This is a genomic window from Mesorhizobium sp. LNHC221B00 (assembly GCF_000502935.1).
In the GTDB taxonomy this organism is placed as follows: Bacteria; Pseudomonadota; Alphaproteobacteria; order Rhizobiales; family Rhizobiaceae; genus Mesorhizobium; species Mesorhizobium opportunistum.
Genome location: NZ_AYWR01000002.1, coordinates 160214 through 178554 on the forward strand (window position 1 = coordinate 160214; position 18341 = coordinate 178554).

The following is an 18341-nucleotide window of genomic DNA, read 5'->3' on the forward strand; positions in this document are numbered from 1 at the left end:
TGCCGGCGCCGAAAAAGGTCGGCTTTTTTGAAAACGGTTTTCGTCCTGAACGGTCCCAATCTCAACGCGCTCGGCAAGCGCGAGCCGGGCATCTATGGCGGCAAGACCCTTGCCGCGATCGCCGACGACTGCAAGCAGGCGGGCGCGTCGCTTGGGATCGAGATCGATTTCCGCCAGTCGAACCATGAGGGCGACCTCGTCGACTGGATCCAGGAAGCCGGCGACAAGGCTGCAGGCATCATCATCAATCCAGGCGCCTACAGCCACACCTCGATCGCGATCCACGACGCCATCCGCTCGGTCGCGCCGCTGCCGGTCGCCGAAGTTCATCTTTCCAACATCCACGCGCGGGAACCATTCCGCCATGTCTCCATGGTCGCGCCGGTCGCCGTCGGCATGATCTGTGGCTTTGGGCCGCTCGGCTACACGCTGGCGCTGCAGGCGCTGGCCGCGCGCTTATGACCGGCCCACAAACAGAAGGCTCGAAAATGTCGATAAAGAAGACCGGTGTTGACCAGCAGCTGATCCGCGATCTGGCGGGCATACTGAACGACACCAACCTGACCGAGATCGAGGTTGAACTGGGCGACCTGAAGGTGCGCGTGTCGCGGCAGGCGCCCGCCGTCCACGCGATTGCGGCCCCCCAACCCGCCTATGCCCCAGCGGCAGCCGCTCTTCCCGTGGCCTCGGCCCCGGCGGCCGCGGACGTGTCGAAGAACGCGGTGGCTTCACCGATGGTCGGCACCGCCTATCTGGCGCCCTCACCGGACGCCAAGCCGTTCATCGAGATCGGCCAGAAGGTCAAGGAAGGCCAGACGCTGCTGATCATAGAAGCGATGAAGACGATGAACCAGATCCCCTCGCCGCGCGCCGGCACGGTAACGGCGATCCTGTTCGAGGACGCGACGCCGGTCGAATACGGCATGCCGCTTGTCGTGATCGAGTAGAGCGGGCCGGATGTTCCAAAAGATCCTCATCGCCAATCGCGGCGAAATCGCGCTTCGGGTGCTGCGTGCCTGCAAGGAACTCGGCATCCAGACCGTTGTGGTGCATTCGACCGCCGACGCCGACGCCATGCATGTCAGGCTTGCCGACGAGAGCGTGTGCATCGGCCCGCCGCCGTCGCGCGACAGCTATCTCAACATCCACCAGATCGTCGCGGCCTGCGAGATCACCGGCGCCGACGCCGTGCATCCGGGCTACGGCTTCCTGTCGGAGAACGCCAAGTTCGCCGATATTTTGGCAGCCCACAACATCACCTTCATCGGCCCGTCCGGCGACCATATCCGCATCATGGGCGACAAGATCGAGGCCAAACGCACCGCCAAGCGCCTCGGCATTCCGGTGGTGCCGGGTTCCGACGGCGCGGTGACCGAGGAAAAGGAAGCCAAGCGCATCGCCTCCGAGATCGGCTATCCGGTGATCATCAAGGCATCGGCCGGCGGCGGCGGACGCGGCATGAAGGTTGCCCATACCGAGGCAGACCTCGAGGTCGCCTTGCAGACGGCGCGCTCGGAAGCGGGCGCCGCCTTCGGCGACGACGCCGTCTACATCGAGAAATACCTGCAGAAGCCGCGTCACATCGAGGTGCAGGTGTTCGGCGACGGCTTTGGCCGCGGCGTGCATTTCGGCGAGCGCGACTGCTCGCTGCAACGGCGCCACCAGAAGGTCTGGGAAGAGGCCAATTCGCCGGCTCTCAACGCCGAGGAGCGGTCCCGTATCGGCAGCATCTGCGCCACGGCCATTGCCGATCTCGGCTATTCGGGCGCCGGAACGATCGAATTTCTGTACGAGAACGGCGAGTTCTATTTCATCGAGATGAACACGCGCCTGCAGGTGGAGCATCCGGTGACGGAAGCGATCACCGGCATCGATCTCGTCCACGAGCAGATCCGGGTCGCCTCCGGCGGCGGACTTTCGGTCAAGCAGGAAGACATCAAGTTCAACGGCCACGCCATCGAGTGCCGCATCAATGCCGAGGATCCGCGCACCTTTACGCCCTCGCCCGGCACCATCACGCATTTCCACACGCCTGGCGGCCTCGGCATCCGCGTCGATTCCGGCGTGTATTCCGGCTACAGGATCCCGCCCTACTACGACAGCCTGATCGGCAAGCTGATCGTGCACGGCCGCAATCGCGTCGAGTGCATGATGCGGCTGCGCCGCGCGCTCGACGAATTCGTCGTCGACGGCATCAAGACAACCTTGCCGCTGTTTCGCGATCTCGTCGGCAATGCCGACATCGCCAATGGCGACTATGACATCCACTGGCTGGAAAAATACCTGGCCAAGGAAGAGTAGTCCGGGGACGCGATGACCCGCCCTTACGCGCCTGGCTATCGCATCCCCACGGACCTCCTGCTCAAGGCATACGCCTCGGGCGTCTTTCCCATGGCCGAAAGCGCTTCCGACCCGGAGGTGTTCTGGGTGCGGCCGGAGACGCGCGGCATCATTCCGCTGCACGGGTTCCACACGCCGAAGAGCCTGAGGAAGACAGTCCGCAAAAACCTGTTCGACATCCGCTTCGACTTCGACTTCGAGGCAACGATCGACGGCTGTGCCGAAAAGCGCGAGGAGCGCCGCTCGACCTGGATCAACGCGCCGATCCGCGAAGCCTATGTGCAACTGCACCGCATAGGTCATTGCCATTCGGTCGAGGCCTGGCGCGAGGAGCGGCTGGTCGGCGGCCTCTATGGCGTGTCGCTTGGGCGGGTGTTTTTCGGCGAAAGCATGTTTTCCAAGGAGACGGACGCGTCGAAGACCTGCCTCGTCCATCTCGTCGAACGCTTGAAGGCGCGCGGGTTCGCGCTACTCGATACGCAGTTCACCACCGAGCACCTCAAGCGCTTTGGTGCTGTCGACGTGCCGCGCGGCAAATACGAGAAGATGTTGGCCGAGGCCCTGAAGGGCGAAGCGGTCTTCTTTCCGTAAAGATCAAGCCTTATCGGCCGCGGCCTCGATCGGGGTCTGCGAATGGAACATCATCTTCCAGCCGTTGACGCGGTGGACGTAGCCGGTGCTGACCAGCGCGGCATAGGGTTCGCCATTCTCCCGCGTCGCATGCGCCTCGTAGGTCAGCATGATGACGTCACTGCCCGGTTCGATTATGCCCCTGAGCTCGATATCGAGGTCGCGCCATCGGTTGGGATTGGTCGCCGTCTTGGCCAGATCGGCATTGTCCATCGCTCGTGCCATCCGCGGAAATGCCACCAGGCACTCCGTGTCGACATTGGCCGCATAATAAGCGGCATCGCCTGTCCAGAACCCTTTTTCGAGTTCGAGCAACTCTGTCTTGTTGGCCGTGATCCGCTTGCTGTCCGACATCGGAATGTCCTCCGGGCGCATCGATGCGCCGTCGCCCGTGGCCCAACGCATGATGACCACGACGGTTCCCGGGGATCAGTTGGTGTCGGTGGTGTCCGGCTCCGTGGGATCGGGCTGTTCCACATCCGGGCTGACCTCAGCGTTCGGCTTGGCGGCAGCCGGCTTGGCGACCGCCGGCTTCGAAGCGTCGGCCTTGGTGGCGTCCGGTTTGGTGGCATCCGGCGCCGGTACATCGGACTTCTGCTTGCACGCCTTCAGCCAGACGTCATAGACGGCATGTTCGACGGCGTTAAGACCCGGGCTTTCGGCAAACATCCAGCCGGTGAATATGCGGCGAATCTTGCGGTCCAGTGTGATCTCGTCGACCTCGACGAAGGAGTCCGTCTTCGGCTCCTCGTTCTGCGGCCGGGAATAGCAGACACGCGGCGTCACCTGCAAAGCGCCGAATTGCACCGTCTCGTCGATATAGACATCGAAGGTGATGATGCGGCCAGTGATCTTGTCGATGCCGGCGAACTCGGCAACCGGGTTGGTGATGCGATCCGATCCCGCGGGCGGAGCCGGCGCAGGTGCCGCAGGTGCGGGCGACGCGGCAAAGGCGGCGGTGCTGACGGCGAGGCTGGCAGCTACCATCAGACCGCCTGTCGAGATTCGGTTGAAAAAGCTCATGCAAGGGTACCGGTGGTTCGCGCCCAGGTGATTCCGTCGATCGCCAAGGCTAGTCGGCGTTTTCTGATGAGCAAGCAGCTAAACACCAATTGTGGCGATAAAGGACCAGCCCTGCAATTCGTGCTGTGACAAGTCGGGGCGCCGTTGCAAGCCGGGGCTGTTACGAGCCGGGCGTCCAGGCGTCGTAGTCGCCGGTAACCTGCGGACGGTGCTGGTTGGTCAGCACCGAGCCCTTCGGGCGATAGGCCGCCGGTGTTCCGGTCAGATTGGGCTGATGCGATTTCTGCCAATCGCGCGGCTTGTAGTCGTCGCTCGGTGGCGCGACATCGACCCGGTGGTGAATCCAGCCGTGCCACCCTGGCGGAATGGCGGAGGCTTCCGAATAATTGCGGTAGATCACCCAGCGGCGTGGGCGGCCTTCCGAATCGACACCGCCTTCGTAATAGACGTTGCCTGTCTCGTCCTGGCCGACCTTCTTGCCGTACCGCCAGGTGTGCAGGCGCGTTCCCAGCGTCTGGCTGTTCCACCAGGTGAAAAACTGCGTCAGGAAAGTCTTCATCTCAGAACCCTCGCGCTGGCGGCGCCTGTTTCCTGCTTATGGCGTCAGGCCTTCGGGAAGGCAAGGGTTTTGCCACGCAGAGCGCGCAAATGGCGCGCCCGGGATCGACACCGATTTGTGACTTTCCACATAACGGGATGCGCGCTTGCCAAGTCTTCCCGGTGTTTCTAAAGCTCGGCGCGGTCCGCGCGGCAATATCAAAACTGACCGCGAGCCCAACGGAGGTGACGATTGGCCACGGAATTGCCGACCACCGACAGCCGCATCAGCCCGAGCCTGATTCGCCAGCGCAAGGGAGGCACGCCTCTCGTTTGTCTCACTGCCTACACCTATCCCGTCGCCCGCCTGCTTGATCCCCATGTCGACCTGCTTCTGGTCGGTGACAGCGTCGCCATGGTCCTGCATGGCCATCAGACGACGCTGGGCGCCTCGATCGAGATGATGGTCGCGCATGGGCAGGCCGTGATGCGCGGTTCCGCCAGGGCCTGCGTGGTCGTCGACATGCCGGCCGGCACCTATGAGGATTCAGCCGCACAGGCCGTTGGCTCGGCGCGGCGCATCGTCGACGAAACCGGCTGCCAGGCGGTCAAACTGGAAGGCGGCGTCGACATGGCCGGCCGGATCGCCGCGATCGTGGCCAACGGCATTCCAGTCATGGGCCATATCGGCCTGCTGCCGCAATCGGTCGAGAAGGAAGGTGGCTACAAGATCAAGGGCCGCACGGACGAGAATGTCGCGGCGCTGGTGGCGGACGCGCTGGCCGTCGAAAAGGCCGGTGCGTTCTCCGTGGTCATCGAAGGCACCATCGAGGCGGCCGCCGCCGACATCACGCGTCGCATCGCCATTCCAACCATCGGCATCGGCGCCAGCGCCGACTGCGACGGCCAGATCCTGGTTATCGACGACATGGTCGGACTGACCGTCGATCGCGTGCCGAAATTCGTCAAGGAATATGCCGATCTGCGCGGCGTGATCGCGCATGCCGCCGAGCGCTACGCATCGGAGGTGCGAAGCCGCACATTTCCCGGCCCTGCCCACGTCTTTTCGAGTCCAAAACTCTTTTCCCGCACGGACACAAGTGGCGGAGATGACGCATGAGCCGGCCTGCCGTCGTCGACAGCGTTGCCGCCCTTCGCGCGCGGATCCGTGACTGGCGGCGCGATGGGCTTCGCGTCGCCATGGTGCCGACCATGGGCGCGCTGCATGAGGGGCATCTCTCCCTGATCAGGATCGCCCGCGAAAGAGCCGAGCGCTGCGTGGTGTCGATCTTCGTCAACCCGACGCAGTTCGCGCCAAGCGAGGATCTCGACAAGTACCCGCGCCAGCTCGCCCGCGATCTCGATATGCTGGCGACGGCAAGGGCCGATCTTGCCTTCACACCGACGGTCGATGCGATGTATCCCGCCGGCTTTGCCACCAGGATTTCGGTCGGCGGCCCTTCCGCCGGACTCGAATCGGATTTTCGCCCCACCTTTTTCGATGGCGTCGCCACCGTGGTGGCCAAGCTTTTTCTCCAGGCAACGCCCGACTATGCGGTCTTTGGCGAGAAAGACTATCAGCAGCTTTGCGTCGTCAGGCAGCTCTGCCGCGACATTGACCTGCCCGTCGAGATCATCGGCGCGCCGACCATACGCGATGCGCATGGCCTGGCCATGTCATCTCGCAACGCCTATCTCGGCGAGGCCGAACTCCAGATCGCTCGCCAGCTCAACGTGGTCCTGCGCAAGACAGTAGCCGCGCTGGCGGCGGGCGCCGACCAGAAAGACACAATCGCCGAAGCCCGCCGCACCTTGATCGCCGCCGGCTTCCACACGGTCGACTATGTCGAGGCCCGTGAGAGCCTGACGCTTGGGCCATGGCGGCACGACCGCGCGGGCCGCGTTCTCGCCGCCGCCTGGCTTGGCAAGACGCGACTGATCGACAATGTGGAAGTTCCCACTGCTTAAGTCGGAAGTGGAGCTATTCCTCGGTCGGCATATGCAGATACATCGACTGGATGCCGACCCGGCCCGGGCCGGTGAAGCGGTTGACGATGAAATTCATGTTGGCGCCGAAGAAGCCGCTCGACAGGCGGTCGATCTTGGTTTCCATCTTGACCGAGGTGTCCTTGAACAGCCAGCCGCCCGGCTCGATGTCGATGGTCTCGCCTGGTGCAAGCGTCTTTTCGAAGACATTGCCGTAGCCGTGCAGCCAGACGATGCCGTCGCCGGCATCGCCGCGAAAACGGTCGATGAAAAAACCGCTCTGGCCAAACAGCATCGTCGCCAGGCCGCGCACCCGCTCGAACGTGTAGTCGACATTGCCGGTAGCGGCGAGAAACTGGTGTTCGCGCACCTGGATCTCCTCGCCGCGCCTGAGATGGATCGGCACGATGTGGCCAGGTCCGTCGCGGCTGAAGGCGATGATGCCCGCCCCCGACGCCTCGGTGACAAAGATCTGCATGCCGGCCATCATGCGTTTCAGCGCGCCCCTCAGCGATTTCAGCCCGATGGTGATGGTGGAGTTCTTCCACAAAAGGATGTGGTGCTCGAAATAGACCGGCATCCGCGTCACATCGACGGAAAGCACGGGCACCAGCTCGCCCGCTATATGATAGGTGACGCCACCAAAAGTTTCGTCCGACACTTGTGTCGGCATCAGTTCCGGCAAGCTTGGCATGATCCCCCCAGCGCCGCCTTGCGTGCCGGTTCATTCCGGCTTCCGCACGGTCAGCTGAGGCAGCTTTGGGGCCGGAGCCAAGGGGCGTCAAACGAAAACAGCCCCTCCACAACGCCGCTCGCGCGAAGGTGATCCAGACCTGTCCGCCGGAAGGAATCAGTCGGCGAGCGGCCGGTGATAGACGAGCGTTGCCTCACCAGTGGCGCGTGCGCGCTCGCCGGCATCGCCGGACCGCACGAAGCCGTTCGCCTCGTAGAAGGCGATGGCGTGCGTATTCCGCTTCTCCACCTCCAGACGGACGGCCCGGGCTTCGGGGAAGCATTCGATGACCTCGTCGAGGAGCATGCCGCCAATGCCCCTGCCCTGCAGGGTTGGAAGCACGTAGAGCTGTTTCAGGACAACCAGTTCTCCGCCATCGACGCTTTCGGCAAAAGCCACGCCGCCAATGCGCTTTCCGTCATCGGCGACGAGGAATTCGCTGTTCGGCTTGGTCAGCCGCGCCTTCAGCGCGGCGATCGAATGCCATTCCTCGGTTATCGCGGTGACCCGCGCGGGGCCGTAGATGGCGTCATAGGTCGCGTGCCAGGTTTCGACCAGCAACGCCCGGATGGCAGCAAGGTCACGATCCCCTGCGGTGCGAACGAACATAGCCCTACTCGATGCCGAGCTTGGCCTTGACCAGGTCGTTGACCGCCTGCGGGTTGGCCTTGCCGCCCGTTGCCTTCATCACCTGGCCGACGAACCAGCCAGCCATCGTCGGCTTGGCGCGCGCCTGCTCGACCTTGTCGGGATTGGCTGCGATCACCTCGTCGACGGCCTTCTCGATGGCGCCGGTGTCGGTGACCTGCTTCATGCCGCGGCTCTCGACCAGCTGGCGCGGATCGCCGCCCTCGTTCCAGATGATCTCGAACAGATCCTTGGCGATCTTGCCGGAGATCGTGCCGTCCTTGATCAGGTCGATGACAGCACCAAGCTGATCGGGCGAAACCGGAGCGTTTTCAATATCCTGGCCGGCCTTGTTCAGTTGCCCGAGCAGATCGTTTATGACCCAGTTGGCGGCGAGCTTGCCGTCGCGGCCGGCGGCCACCTTCTCGAAATAGTCGGCGATCGGCTTTTCCGAGACCAGGATCGAGGCATCATAGGTCGAGAGGCCGAGCGAGGCGATCAGCCGTGCCTTCTTGGCGTCGGGCAATTCCGGCAACTCCTTGGCCAGCGCATCGACATAGGCCTGGTCGAACTCGAGCGGCAGAAGATCCGGATCGGGGAAATAGCGGTAGTCGTGCGCCTCTTCCTTGGTGCGCATGGAGCGCGTCTCGCCCTTGACGGCATCGAACAGGCGCGTCTCCTGGTCGATCTTGCCGCCATCCTCGAGGATGGCGATCTGGCGCCTCGCCTCATAGTCAATGGCCTGGCCGATGAAGCGGATCGAGTTGACGTTCTTGATCTCGCAGCGCGTGCCGAATTCGCCGCCGGGCTTGCGCACGGAGACATTGACGTCGGCGCGCATCGAGCCCTCGTCCATGTTGCCGTCGCAGGTGCCGAGATAGCGCACGATGGTGCGCAGCTTGGTGACGTAGGCTTTGGCCTCGTCGGCGGAGCGCATGTCGGGCTTGGAGACGATTTCCATCAGGGCTACGCCCGAGCGGTTGAGATCGACATAGGACATGGTCGCGTGCTGGTCGTGCATCGACTTGCCGGCATCCTGTTCCAGATGCAGGCGTTCGATGCCGACCTCGATGTCCTCGAATTCGCCCTGGCGGTCGGGACCGACGGAGACGATCACCGTGCCCTCGCCGACGATCGGCTGCTTGAACTGCGAAATCTGGTAGCCCTGGGGCAGATCGGGATAGAAATAATTCTTCCGGTCGAAGACCGACTTGTGGTTGATCTGCGCCTTCAGGCCGAGGCCGGTGCGGATCGCCTGCTTGACGCATTCCTCGTTGATGACGGGCAGCATGCCGGGCATCGCCGCATCGACCAGGCTGACATTGGCGTTGGGGGCCGCGCCGAAAGTGGTCGAGGCGCCGGAAAACAGCTTTGCTTCCGAGGTCACCTGCGCATGGACCTCGAGGCCGATGATGATCTCCCAGTCACCGGTGGCGCCAGGGATCAGGCGTTTTGCGTCGGGCGTGCGGGTATCGATGAGTGTCATGGTAGCCTGCGCTTCTAGCTCGCGAATATTGCGATTTTCGCGAATTTGGGTGTTGGCCTTCGCTAGTGCAAACCGCCCGGCGAGACAAGCGCAAAGCCGCAGGTTGGCCTTTTCTGACCTGTTCGCCTATAGGACTCCCATTCCAATGGAGAGTGGATGTCCACTTACGCTCAGTCCCGGTAGGCCCTGACCATCTCGACCTGTTTCGAAAGCTGAAACGCAAGAAGGCGGTTTCGTCGTCGGGTGGCCGTCCCTACCGCATCACAAGGCGCGGACTTGAACTCGTCCGCTCCGAACTCGACAACAGGTAGCCTTGTGCCGCCGGCCGGAATATCGGCCGGCGTTTTCCTTCGCCGCTCAGGCGGTGGCGATGTAGGCGCGTATTTCCGCGGCCTCACGCTCGACATCCTCGATGCGGCGCTTGACCACGTCGCCGATGGATACGATGCCATCGAGCAGGCCGTCCTTTTCCACCGGCAGGTGACGGAAACGCCCCCTGGTCATGATCTCCATCACCTCGTTGACGGTGTGGTTCTCGTTGCAGATCTTCACCTTCGGCGTCATGGCCGAGCGCACGGGAATGTCGAGCGCTGCGGCACCTTCCCTGGCGACCACCCGCACGATGTCGCGTTCGGACAGGATGCCGACGATCTTGTGATCGCCGTTGGTGATGACCAACGCGCCGATCTTGTGTTCGGCCAGGATGCGGATGGCTTCGCTCAGCTTTTCGTTCGGCCCGAGCGTCAACACGTCATGGCCTTTTCTTTCCAGAATTGCCTTAACCGTCATGGCGTCCTCCTCTGCTTCGCCTGCCGGTCCCCTGCCCAGACCGGCTTCACGTAAGAGTGAACATGGTGCGCCGTGATCGGTTGCATTTCAAGTGCGGTCGAGGCTCTCCCATTCCGGCGCCTGCCATCCTCTGTCGAACCACCGCAGGCCGAAAAAACCCGCGATAAAGCCGCCAATATGAGCTTCCCAGGCAATCTGGCCATCTGTTCCCGGCGCGAAGCCGAGAAGGCCGGTGGCGAGGTTGATGATCATCCACATGGCAAGGAAGATGACGACCCCGCGCGAGCGCAGCACGATCGAGACCGGCAGCACCGGGCCAGCGAAAGCAGCCTTGCCGGCCGAGCGGTCGGTGTGGAAGCCGAAACGCGCCGCGGCACCCATCATGCCCGATATGGCGCCGGAAGCGCCGACCAGCGGCGCCTCTCCGTACGGATGCATCGCCCAGAAGAGGCCCACGGAAGCCAGTCCGGTCACGGCAAAGAACACTGCGAACCGGAGTGCGCCCAGACGATTGGCCAGCGGCGAGCCAAAAGCCGCGAGCCAGACCATGTTGATGGCGATATGGGCAAAACCGCCATGCATGAAAGCATAGGTGAAGGGCCGCGTGAACAGGAACCAGTCGAAGCCGTATTGTCCGGTGTAGAGGACGGGAATGAAGGCCCCGTCGTACAACAGCGTCATCTGCTGCGTGTCGTTCAGCACATACTGCTGCAGCAGAAAGACAGCCGCGCAGATGCCGATGATCGCGAGCACGACCGGCGGCAGGTTGAATACCGGCTCACGACGCCGTTCCGGCTCCAGGCCGGCCTGTTCCATTTCGGGGGGACTTTCGGGTTCGCTCATAAGCGCCAGCACTCGATCCAGGGAATTCAGTCGGGCGAGCATCTAGACCACTGGCAGCCAACTCACAAAGGGCGAATCGCCCCAGCGCGAATCAAAAAAGAAGCCGTCCAAGGTTTCCCTTGAACGGCCGGTCGAGCCCCCTGCTCCCCTAAAACTCTTGACTGAAGTGCTGCCGATCGTCGCGAAACGACCGCTTCTGGAGTGGTTTTGGTGTGCCACAGGGCTCGCCCGGGCGCAACGTAAACCACTTGTTAACCTTAACGGCCCCGACCCGTGAACAAGTGTTAACGACGCTGGCACGCTTCCTGCTCGGCAACGCATGTAGGTCATCGGAGGGCGCCCTTCTGTTCACCGATGGGACATCAGACGACAGAATGCGCGGAGCTGCATAGCATGAACCAGAACGGATCGATCACGCTGTTCCACTATTGGAACCGCCTGCGTGACGGACGCCCCGCTCCGAAGCGATCGGAGGTCGAGCCGGCCGACATCAAATCGCTGCTGGCCGATACGTTCATCCTGGAACGGGACACGCGCGGGCAACCCGTGTTCCGCCTGGCCGGCACCAGGCTGTGCGCCTGTTATGGCCGCGAACTCAAGGGGTTCTCGTTCCCGTCGTTGTGGCGCGAAAAAGACCAGCGGCTGGTATCGCGGCTGATCCATGGCGTCTTCGACCAGAAATCGGTCGTGCTGATCGCCTTCGAGGGCTTTAGCCGCAACGGTCGCTCCAACAAGTTCGAATTGCTTGCCCTGCCGCTTGACGGCGGCGTCGAAAACCCGCGCTGCCTCGGCGTGATCAGCGCCGTGGAGAAGCCGTTCTGGCTGGGTGCGGATCCAATCACCGACGCATTGATCGATTCGATCCGCGTCATCGACCCGGAAAAGGAACTCCTCAACAACCGCCCGGCGATCAGCGTTCCCTCGCTCGTTCCAGACGAGATCGACACCCCCGAAACGATCTCGGAACTCGGCCGCGCGCGCCGCATCCGCCATCTCGTCGTGTTCGACGGTGGGCGTGAGGAATAGTTGACGATCTGCCGGCCCGACGAGCTCACTTTTCCCCTTTGTTAACCCGCTTTGTTGTAGTTCTGCGATGAAGTTCCCCGCATCGACGCGCGGAATGCCAAACGGGGTGTAGGCAGACATGAGGTCAGCGGCGGTCGACTACGCGCCGTCCCAAGCTGAAAGGCGTAACTTTCAGCGCGTCCGGGTGAAGATATACGGGCGCTTCATGCTGGAAGACCGCACCGAACACCCTTGCCAAGTCGTCGACATGTCGCCCGGCAACGTCGCGTTTCGCACCGATCGCATCGGTATGCCCGGCGAGAAAGTCATTGCCTATATCGACCATATCGGCCGCATCGAAGGTGTCGTGACACGCACCCTGCAGGACGGCTTTGCGATGACGGTGATTGCGTCCGACCGCAAGAAGGACAAGCTTGCCGCGCAATTGACCTGGCTTGCCAACAAGCACGAGCTCGACCTGCCGGAAGACCGCCGCCACGAGCGCGTCGCGCCGCGCAATCCGACCAGCGTGCTGCAGCTCACCGACGGCCGCCAATATCAGTGCCGGATCATCGACCTGTCGCTGTCTGGTGCGGCGGTCGAGATCGACGTCAAACCGGCGATCGGCGTCCAGGTCACGCTCGGCACCATGCGCGGGCAGATCGTTCGCCATTTCGAGGATGGCGTCGCCATCGAATTCGCCGTCATCCAGCGCCCCGAGACGCTCGATTCCGAATTCAACACACCGCGCGCCTGACCGGATCGGTCAGGTCAGGACGCCCCAATCGAACCGGCCCTTCGCGGCCGGTTTTTTGTTCGGTAAAACAGCGATCGAAATCCCGCCGGGCAGCCCGCAGTTATCGACAGCCTGCATACTCGAAAGGCACCGGGCCCCCGCAATCCAAACAATTCAATACTCAAATGATTCAAATTTTATGTTTATTCTACAGGCGTTTTACTTAATATCTACTTCGCGCCTTTGCGTCAAATAAATCCACCTGTGGCAATGTCTCCTTCGAACGGGGAGACTAGAAATGAAAAAAACGAGGGGCAAGCTATTGCTGCTGGCAATGGCGATGCAGCTTTCCGCTTGGGGATCAGCATATGCCGCGGGACCGGCCTATATGCACACCGGCGGCCGCACCACACAGCCTGTTGGCCATTATGAATTCTGCCAGCGCATTCCCAGCGAATGCAACGAGAAGACGCCCAAGGGAGCGCCGGTCGACCTGACCCGCAAGCTCTGGGCAACGATCATCAACATCAACAATTCGGTCAACACCCGCGTCAAGCCGCGCACCGACATGGAAAACTACGGTGTCGAGGAATACTGGGCCTATCCCGGCAATGGCTATGGCGATTGCGAGGACTACGCGCTGGAAAAGCGTCGCGAGCTGATGGATATCGGCGTGCCGGCCGGCGACCTGCTGATGACGGTCGCGCGCCAGCCAAACGGCGACGGCCATGCCGTGCTGACCGTGCGCACTAGCCTCGGCGAGTTCATTCTCGACAATCTGCAAACCAAGGTGCTGTCCTGGACGGACACCGACTACACCTATCTCAAGCGCCAATCGACGGAGAATTCCGGCGTTTGGGTGACGATCAACGACGGCCGCTCCGACGCGGTCGCCAGCGTCCGCTAAGGGCGCGCAGAGAACAGAGATCAAGCGCGTCGCACGAATGGACGCGCTTCAGGAGAAACCCGGTCGAGTCCCCACCCTCCCCGTCCCCAACGACCGGGTCATAGGAGCCGGCCCCGTCCCCGGGCCGGCTCCGCCACTTCTGGCGGTCGCTTGAGCAACCTATCACCTTGGCGGCCCTGAAGATCGGTCGAGCCATTGGTGTCATCCCGACCCACCTTTCCACGAGCAGCAGGTCGAGGCACTATACGCCATTGATTTCGCCTTCTGGATCACGGTGATGTTGGAAATCCCGGAAGATCGATGCGAGCGCCATCGTCTGTTCAAGGCGATCGACGACGCGTTCAAGGCCGGTGACTTCGATGGCCTTGGCAAAGCCCTGGGCGGCTCACCACGCTGGTTCGACGAGCGCATGCCGTTCGAGCTTGGGCTCGGGCACCCGCTGGAATATGCGATTTATTGGAGTTCGGTCGGCTTCATCTCGACGTTGCTGGATGCGGGCTGCGATCCGAATTATCAGGATCACGGTGGCTTTCCGGCAATCATTGCCGCGCTGTCCACCGACCGCACCGACCGACTGGAAATCGTCAGACTGTTGATCGACGGTGGCGCCGATCCCAACATGCGGGGCGTGAACGACTGGACACCGCTTCACTATTCAGTGGTCATTCGTAGCGCCGAAGCAATCCGCCTGCTTTTGGCGGCGGGCGCCGACCCGATGCTCGAAACCCGCATCGACAACTATACGACAGCCGTCGAGGAGGCCGACAATGCAGGCTTCGAAGCCGGTGCTTCATTGTTGCGTGATGCGATAGCCGGGCGCGGCTCTAGCGGACGGTGAATTGGGCTGCGATCGTCGGCAACACGGACAGGTAGGAATGCCCTCAAACCTTCTTCAGCCCCGCCTTGAAGCGTTTGCCGTTGGCGACGTAATGCGCAGCCGAGCCGCGCAACCTGGCGACCGCCGCGTCGTCAAGCACCCTGATCGCCTTGGCCGGTGAGCCGACGATCAGCGAATTGTCCGGGAATTCCTTGCCTTCGGTGACCAGCGCGCCGGCGCCGACCAGGCAATTCCTGCCGATCTTCGCTCCGTTCAGCACGATGGCGCCCATGCCGATCAGGCTGTTGTCGCCGATCGTGCAGCCATGCAGCATCGCCCGGTGGCCGATCGTACAGCCTTCGCCGATGGTCAGCGGAAAGCCGGGATCGGTGTGCATGACCGTATGTTCCTGCACATTGGTGTCGGCGCCGATGACAACAGGTTCATTGTCGCCGCGGATGACGACGCCGAACCAGAACCCGGCGTTGCGGCCGACGCTGATATTACCGATCAGCGTCGCATCGGGTGCGATCCAGTTCGAGCCGGTGTCTACGAAACTGGGCTCGGTTCCATCGATCGCATATAGCGGCATTTTCGGCCTCCGAATCGCATTCAGGCTGGAATGCCGGACCCTAGGAGACGGATCGTCCCTGAGGCAATGGCAAGCACGACGATGCCCAGCGCCAGGGACCAGGCAATCGCGGTGCAGCCGCACGACAAGAGCGCCATTGTCGAAATGCGGTTCTGGCGCCGGGCATCCAGGGCATCGTTGATCAGCATGAAGGGCCCGGCGCCGGCGGTCGCCGCCAGCGAGCGCAGCACATGCGAGGGCGATACATAGGGTTCCGCGAAGGCGACCTTGCGGCCTGACACCAGCTCCATCGTCGAGCCGATCAGTCCGCAGACCGTCAGTCCGACGACAAAAGCGAACAGGAAGGTTTCCATATCAGTCATCTTAACCTTCCATTTACCATGAAATCGCACAGTCGTTTCAGCAAGGCTGCAAGAGCCGTGCCGAGCGATGTGTGCCGCCGAGGGACACCCAAGGCGCATGGCAAGCTGGATCCGAGGACCGAGATGAAGCAGGCAACGATCGCCGACGGCCCCGAACTGACCGTGGTCGATTCCGTGCTGATGAAGCGGGTGTTCTACGCCTTCGCGGCGCTGGCCTTGCTGTCGATTGCCATCAGCCTTGGCGGCAAATGGTTCGGGCACTCCATCGCCATGGCCGGCTATACGGACGATCCGACCATCCATCAGGTGGTGATCGGCAACAATGTCATTGCCGTTCCGGCCAACACCATCCGGTTCGCCCAGGCCCGGCGCGACGGCATCGCCTCGCGTCTCGACCTTTATCTTCGCTATCCGCAGATGGACGGCTTCAGTGCGGCGGCGAGCGACGACTTCAATCACACCGGAACAGCCAAGAACATCATTTTCCTGTCCTTCGAACAGCAGATGATGTCGCGCGACATGAGCGGCCGGTTCGCGCCGATCTACAGTGCGCTGATCGTCCAGCCCGGCATTCCCGGGCCAGGCGGCACGACGGTCTACGGCTTCAATGAGAAGTCAGGCTACCTGAACGAGGTACTGGTCGTCGGCAAGCGGGAGGGCAAGGACCCCTTCGTGGCGCGATGCCTGAGCGGGCCGAGCGCCGGCGAATCGCTGGCGCCCTGCGAGCGAGACATCCATGTCGGCGAGGATCTCAGCCTCACCTATCGTTTTCCGAAAGAGTTTCTCGATGATTGGCAGGCGCTCGACGCGGCAATGACGGACGAGGCCGCGCGAATGCTGAAAACCGGGCACTGACGGACAGGTGCCGAGGCCGGCCGCGCTCGACGCGGCCCGCCGTGAAACAATGCTGGCTCAGGCCAGATCGATGTCGAGGATCGCCATCGAGAAATTGTAGTCGCCGTCGTCCTCATCCTTGAAGACGATGCCGAGGAACTCTTCACCGACATAGACTTCGGCCGAATCCTCTTTGCGGGGCCGTGCCTTGACCACAAGCTTGGGGTTCTGGAAGACGCGCTTGAAATAGGCGTCCAGCTTTCTGATTTCGTCCGGCTTCAACAGTCTTCTCCGATCATCGGGCTTGCTGGTTTGAAGGGCGCTTCTGGCACGTCGACAATGGCGATGTAAAGGCAAGCCGGGTGTATTGCACCGGAAGCCGCAGCGCCGCCGGGCAATCGCGATCACGCTAGGCAGCACGCCGGCGTGGAAAATCAGATGTCGAAGCTGACCACCTGGTCCATCGTCTGCGACGGCAGCAACTGGTCCATCTGGCGCGAAGGCTGATCGCAGCCGGTCTCGCCGACGACACGGGCCGGCACGCCGGCAACGGTCTTGTTGTGCGGCACCGGTGACAGCACCACCGAGCCGGCGGCGATCTTGGAGCAGTGGCCGATCTCGATGTTGCCGAGGATCTTGGCGCCGGCGCCGATCAGCACGCCACGGCGGATCTTGGGGTGGCGGTCGCCGCCGGCCTTGCCGGTGCCGCCCAGCGTCACGCCGTGCAGGATCGACACATCGTCCTCGATGACCGCGGTCTCGCCGACGACGAGGCCGGTGGCGTGATCGATGAAGATGCCCATGCCGATGCGCGCGGCCGGGTTGATGTCGGTCTGGAAGACCGACGACGAGCGGCTCTGCAAGTAGAGCGCGAAATCCTTGCGGCCCTGGTTCCACAGCCAATGCGCCAGCCGATGGGTCTGGATGGCGTGAAAGCCCTTGAAATAGAGAACCGGCATGATGAACCGGTCGCAGGCCGGGTCGCGATCATAATAGGCCTGGATGTCGACGCGCACCGTGGTCGGCCAGCCCTTGTCGTCGGCCAGCATCGATTTGAAAGTCTGGCGGATGAGGTCGGAGCCGATATCCTGATGGGCGAGCCGCTCGGCGATCCGGTGGATCACGGCCTCTTCCAGGCTCTCCTGATTGAGGATCGTCGAATAGAGGAAGGCGGCAAGCAGCGGATCGCGGTTGACCGCTTCCATCGCTTCATCACGGATCGAACGCCAGATCGGATCGACCGGCTGCAACGCGCTGTGGCGGGAAATGCTGATGCTGTTCATCGACGTCTTGTCCTGCGTCCTGCTAGCTTGCCTGTGGTGCTGCCTGCTATCTGGCCGCACATATAGGCCAGATCATAGCACGATTGAACTCAATTTTCCTTAGTGCTCTGTCAAATGGATTTGGTTCGCAGGAATTCAAGCAGCCATGGAAAACGAACCCTTGATCGACAATGCAGTGAAAACCGAGCTTTCGGCGCTCTACCGGGCCGAGGACCGCCACTACCACAACCTTGCCCATATCGAGGCGATGCTGGCGCTGGCTGGCGACTATCGGGGGCTGCTCGGCGACCCCCAGGCTGTCGAGGCGGCGATCTGGTTCCACGACGCCATCTACGACAGCAAGGCCAAGGACAACGAGGCCAAAAGCGTGGCGCTTGCCGAAAATTGGCTCGCGGGCCGCATCGATGCCGGGCGCCTGAGCCGCATCAGCGCGATGATCCTGGCCACCGCAACGCATGAACTGCCCCGGTTCGACGACGCAACGGCGACGCGGGATGCCAGCCTCTTGCTCGACATGGATCTGTCGATCCTGGGCGCTGAGCCGGATGCCTTCGACGCCTATGAGCGCGCGGTTCGCCGCGAATACGACTGGGTGGAGGAGCCGATGTGGCGCGCCAGCCGCGGCGCGGTGCTGACGAATTTCCTTGCCCGTCCGCATATCTTCCACACGGAGGAATTTCGCCGGCGTTTCGAGCCGCAGGCCAGGCTGAACATGGCGCGGTCGCTGGAGGCGCTGCAGAAGCCTGCCTGATCGTTCCCCCTGACGCCCTTGCGGGGGTCGCCTTACGTGGTTCGTGCTACCGGGATCGTA

24 protein-coding genes and 1 pseudogene are annotated in these 18341 nt (G+C 62.5%); 13 read left to right on the forward strand and 12 right to left on the reverse strand.

The window, feature by feature from the left end; genetic code table 11:
- Positions 1–27 precede the first annotated feature (27 nt).
- Genes aroQ through aat form a run of 4 tightly spaced genes read left to right on the forward strand, consistent with a single transcriptional unit; the run spans position 28 to position 2931 of the window.
- Positions 28–462, forward strand: coding sequence for a type II 3-dehydroquinate dehydratase (aroQ, locus tag X741_RS163030; RefSeq protein ID WP_023776198.1), 435 nt, complete (start codon positions 28–30; stop codon positions 460–462).
- A 26-nt stretch (positions 463–488) separates the two neighbouring features.
- Positions 489–947, forward strand: coding sequence for an acetyl-CoA carboxylase biotin carboxyl carrier protein (accB, locus tag X741_RS163025; RefSeq protein WP_013895761.1), 459 nt, complete (start codon positions 489–491; stop codon positions 945–947).
- Between the two features lie 10 nt (positions 948–957).
- Positions 958–2301, forward strand: coding sequence for an acetyl-CoA carboxylase biotin carboxylase subunit (gene accC / locus X741_RS163020; protein WP_023776199.1), 1344 nt, complete (start codon positions 958–960; stop codon positions 2299–2301).
- Between the two features lie 12 nt (positions 2302–2313).
- A complete protein-coding gene (gene aat, locus X741_RS163015) occupies positions 2314–2931 on the forward strand; it encodes a leucyl/phenylalanyl-tRNA--protein transferase (RefSeq protein WP_023776200.1) in 618 nt (205 codons plus the stop codon).
- 3 nt (positions 2932–2934) lie between these two features.
- On the opposite strand, the gene X741_RS163010 is transcribed toward aat, so the two are convergent.
- The 3 genes from X741_RS163010 to X741_RS163000 form a co-directional block, all read right to left on the reverse strand.
- Entirely contained in the window at positions 2935–3324 is a 390-nt protein-coding gene (locus X741_RS163010) for a hypothetical protein (protein WP_023776201.1), read from the reverse strand.
- A 75-nt stretch (positions 3325–3399) separates the two neighbouring features.
- Complete coding sequence (locus tag X741_RS163005) at positions 3400–3993, reverse strand: DUF2155 domain-containing protein (protein WP_023776202.1); 594 nt, start codon at positions 3991–3993, stop codon at positions 3400–3402.
- Between the two features lie 160 nt (positions 3994–4153).
- A complete protein-coding gene (locus X741_RS163000; RefSeq protein ID WP_023776203.1) occupies positions 4154–4552 on the reverse strand; it encodes an NADH:ubiquinone oxidoreductase subunit NDUFA12 in 399 nt (132 codons plus the stop codon).
- A gap of 231 nt (positions 4553–4783) precedes the next feature.
- Here X741_RS163000 and panB point away from each other — a divergent pair, with 231 nt between their 5' ends.
- On the forward strand, positions 4784–5650 hold the full coding sequence (panB, locus tag X741_RS162995; protein WP_023776204.1) for a 3-methyl-2-oxobutanoate hydroxymethyltransferase: 867 nt from the start codon (positions 4784–4786) through the stop codon (positions 5648–5650).
- Positions 5647–6498 (forward strand): pantoate--beta-alanine ligase, encoded by an 852-nt coding sequence (gene panC / locus X741_RS162990; protein WP_023776205.1) that lies wholly within the window; start codon positions 5647–5649, stop codon positions 6496–6498. Before panB ends, panC begins: the two co-directional genes overlap by 4 nt.
- A 13-nt stretch (positions 6499–6511) precedes the next feature.
- Here panC and X741_RS162985 read toward each other — a convergent pair whose 3' ends face one another.
- The 3 genes from X741_RS162985 to gatB all read right to left on the reverse strand — a co-directional run bounded on the left by X741_RS162985 (position 6512) and on the right by gatB (position 9362).
- Positions 6512–7210 carry an AIM24 family protein gene (locus X741_RS162985; RefSeq protein WP_031249704.1) on the reverse strand — a complete coding sequence of 233 codons (699 nt, stop codon included), beginning with the start codon at positions 7208–7210 and terminating at the stop codon, positions 6512–6514.
- A gap of 156 nt (positions 7211–7366) precedes the next feature.
- On the reverse strand, positions 7367–7858 hold the full coding sequence (locus X741_RS162980) for a GNAT family N-acetyltransferase (RefSeq protein WP_023776207.1): 492 nt from the start codon (positions 7856–7858) through the stop codon (positions 7367–7369).
- A 4-nt stretch (positions 7859–7862) separates the two neighbouring features.
- Complete coding sequence (gene gatB / locus X741_RS162975) at positions 7863–9362, reverse strand: Asp-tRNA(Asn)/Glu-tRNA(Gln) amidotransferase subunit GatB (protein ID WP_023776208.1); 1500 nt, start codon at positions 9360–9362, stop codon at positions 7863–7865.
- Between the two features lie 182 nt (positions 9363–9544).
- Here gatB and X741_RS1000000167890 point away from each other — a divergent pair.
- A pseudogene (locus X741_RS1000000167890) lies at positions 9545–9673 on the forward strand (YjhX family toxin); the annotation flags it as partial.
- 46 nt (positions 9674–9719) lie between these two features.
- On the opposite strand, the gene X741_RS162970 reads toward X741_RS1000000167890, so the two are convergent.
- Together X741_RS162970 and X741_RS162965 are read right to left on the reverse strand one after the other, a co-directional pair.
- The gene (locus X741_RS162970; RefSeq protein WP_023776209.1) at positions 9720–10151 is read right to left on the reverse strand and encodes a CBS domain-containing protein; all 432 of its coding nucleotides are present in this window, start codon (positions 10149–10151) and stop codon (positions 9720–9722) included.
- Between the two features lie 87 nt (positions 10152–10238).
- On the reverse strand, positions 10239–10994 hold the full coding sequence (locus tag X741_RS162965; RefSeq protein ID WP_023776210.1) for a rhomboid family intramembrane serine protease: 756 nt from the start codon (positions 10992–10994) through the stop codon (positions 10239–10241).
- A gap of 393 nt (positions 10995–11387) precedes the next feature.
- Between X741_RS162965 and X741_RS162960 the strand changes: the two genes are divergently transcribed.
- The 4 genes from X741_RS162960 (at position 11388) to X741_RS162945 (ending at position 14480) form a co-directional block, all read left to right on the forward strand.
- Positions 11388–12020: a PAS domain-containing protein gene (locus X741_RS162960; RefSeq protein ID WP_023764285.1), complete on the forward strand. Its 633-nt coding sequence runs from the start codon at positions 11388–11390 to the stop codon at positions 12018–12020.
- A 118-nt stretch (positions 12021–12138) separates the two neighbouring features.
- A complete protein-coding gene (locus X741_RS162955) occupies positions 12139–12756 on the forward strand; it encodes a PilZ domain-containing protein (protein ID WP_013895776.1) in 618 nt (205 codons plus the stop codon).
- A 277-nt stretch (positions 12757–13033) separates the two neighbouring features.
- Complete coding sequence (locus tag X741_RS162950) at positions 13034–13642, forward strand: transglutaminase-like cysteine peptidase (RefSeq protein ID WP_023764283.1); 609 nt, start codon at positions 13034–13036, stop codon at positions 13640–13642.
- A gap of 277 nt (positions 13643–13919) precedes the next feature.
- Complete coding sequence (locus X741_RS162945; protein WP_023776212.1) at positions 13920–14480, forward strand: ankyrin repeat domain-containing protein; 561 nt, start codon at positions 13920–13922, stop codon at positions 14478–14480.
- A 43-nt stretch (positions 14481–14523) separates the two neighbouring features.
- Here X741_RS162945 and X741_RS162940 read toward each other — a convergent pair whose 3' ends face one another.
- Together X741_RS162940 and X741_RS162935 are read right to left on the reverse strand one after the other, a co-directional pair.
- Positions 14524–15051: a gamma carbonic anhydrase family protein gene (locus X741_RS162940; protein ID WP_023776213.1), complete on the reverse strand. Its 528-nt coding sequence runs from the start codon at positions 15049–15051 to the stop codon at positions 14524–14526.
- Positions 15052–15071: 20 nt separating this feature from the next.
- Entirely contained in the window at positions 15072–15413 is a 342-nt protein-coding gene (locus X741_RS162935; RefSeq protein ID WP_023776214.1) for a hypothetical protein, read from the reverse strand.
- A gap of 123 nt (positions 15414–15536) precedes the next feature.
- On the opposite strand from X741_RS162935, the gene X741_RS162930 reads away from it, so the two are divergent.
- Complete coding sequence (locus X741_RS162930; RefSeq protein WP_023776215.1) at positions 15537–16268, forward strand: hypothetical protein; 732 nt, start codon at positions 15537–15539, stop codon at positions 16266–16268.
- Between the two features lie 57 nt (positions 16269–16325).
- On the opposite strand, the gene X741_RS162925 is transcribed toward X741_RS162930, so the two are convergent.
- Entirely contained in the window at positions 16326–16529 is a 204-nt protein-coding gene (locus tag X741_RS162925) for a DUF3126 family protein (RefSeq protein ID WP_023764279.1), read from the reverse strand.
- Between the two features lie 152 nt (positions 16530–16681).
- Entirely contained in the window at positions 16682–17530 is an 849-nt protein-coding gene (gene cysE / locus X741_RS162920) for a serine O-acetyltransferase (RefSeq protein WP_013895783.1), read from the reverse strand.
- 145 nt (positions 17531–17675) lie between these two features.
- Here cysE and X741_RS162915 point away from each other — a divergent pair, with 145 nt between their 5' ends.
- Positions 17676–18281 carry a hypothetical protein gene (locus X741_RS162915; RefSeq protein WP_023776216.1) on the forward strand — a complete coding sequence of 202 codons (606 nt, stop codon included), beginning with the start codon at positions 17676–17678 and terminating at the stop codon, positions 18279–18281.
- Positions 18282–18341: the final 60 nt, after the last annotated feature.